General features: G+C 30.8%; 2 protein-coding genes. Both read left to right on the top strand.

What is annotated here, in order from left to right:
- On the top strand, window positions 1–659 hold a 659-nt coding region (locus HMPREF9078_RS12025), incomplete at its 5' end, for a hypothetical protein (RefSeq protein ID WP_009420537.1).
- A partial coding sequence (locus HMPREF9078_RS12240; RefSeq protein WP_009420536.1) for a hypothetical protein occupies window positions 659–1,592 on the top strand: 934 nt, incomplete at its 3' end. The genes HMPREF9078_RS12025 and HMPREF9078_RS12240, both read left to right, overlap by 1 nt.

The following is a 1,592-nucleotide window of genomic DNA, read 5'->3' as shown; positions in this document are numbered from 1 at the left end:
GTAAAGATGCAGGTAGGAAAATTTTTGGAGGTCGTACCTTAGATGAGATGCTCGAAAACTATGTAGAAGTTGCTCATACTTTTAGAAACCGTCCTGATTTATGGAAAAAAATAGAAGAAGGCGCTTTAAGTAGCAATGCCGCTATGCGTGAAGGCACACAGCATATGTTATCCACCTTTAAGAAAAACCCTAAGAAATATACACCTGAAAACATTGAGCATATAGATATGAAGTTTGGAAAAGCTTTAGATGATATCTGTCCCAACTGCCGTTATGACGTGAAGTTTAACAATAAACAAAATCCTAACCTACCTTTATTTGAGGAATTTAAAAGCTATAACAGTGAAACTTGGAGCAAAATAGCTAATGATAAAGGTTTTATCCAACAATTTAAAAGCTATTTACAAAAAGTTAACAAAATAGAAGATTTAGCTTATGTGATTAACAGTAATAAAGCTAATATAAATGAAGTAAAACAAGCTTTTAAAGAAGTGTTTAAAAAAGAAGCTGATAATCTTTTTAGATTTCCTGAAGAAGGAGGACTCGGACTTGAAAAAATAAGAAAGCTATTTGGTAAGGACATAGATAATGCCTCTGATTTCTTAGAGAAAGTTGAGGATCTCAATAATCCAATATATAATTTTATAAAAACAAACTAATGAAGTATCAACACGTAGAGAATTTTCCTAATATAAATAGTTGGAAAATAATAGATGGTAATTGTTATTATGCTTCTGGCAATCTAGTAAAAGTCATTGGCAAAGAGGTTAGTATTCCCATTCCTCTTCCGTATTGGGGAGTTGATTTTAACCCTTCTTTTTTTAATGTGTTTACTAATAGAAGTGTCAATACTTTTTTTAATTATCAAGGAAAAGTTATAAACACTTTTGAAGAAAGAAATTTTTATTACTATTTTTCTGACAGCTCCTTTATCTATTATGATAGAGTATCAAAGAGATTGATGTATAATGATTTAGAGCTAGTGAGAGGCAAAATACTATCATCTTATATTTTTGATGAGCTCTTATTTTTTGAAAAGGAGAATAAAATTCAAACAATTAACTTCTTATCAGGGCAATTCCTTTGGGAGTTTCCTCTTTCTTCACTTGGGAGGTGGAAAAATTCGTGGGATGAAGAAAGAGATTTCGAGGTATATAAACTTATAGGTATATATAACAATATTCTTTGGGCTTTTATAGAGATAGGAGGCTTTATAGGCTTAGACATCAAAACAGGAGAGCTGAAATATCGTATTTCTGAATACCACATGGGAAAAGAAAGCAAACTTTTTTTCAGAAGTGATTATTACTTGGATAATGAACGAGGAAAAATTTTTGGATTAGCACATATTTTTATTGAAATAGATTTAAATCAAGACCCCCCTTTTGTTACTCAATATGGTTTACAAGAGGAGTTTGAAAAGTACAACATCAAAAAAGCAAATGATATTGCCGAAGATTTTGTTGTTCAAGATAATCTATTGTACTTTTATCTTGCTGAACAACTAAAATTTGGTGTTTTAGACATCAATACCAAGGAGATTATCTATGTTTCAGAGCCTATTGCAGTAGTGGAAAGAGATGATTGTTTTA

Source organism: Capnocytophaga sp. oral taxon 380 str. F0488 (assembly GCF_000318255.2).
Taxonomy (GTDB): domain Bacteria; phylum Bacteroidota; class Bacteroidia; order Flavobacteriales; family Flavobacteriaceae; genus Capnocytophaga; species Capnocytophaga ochracea.
The sequence above is the reverse complement of the archived record's forward strand: the minus strand, read 5'-3'. Positions and strand labels throughout refer to the sequence as shown.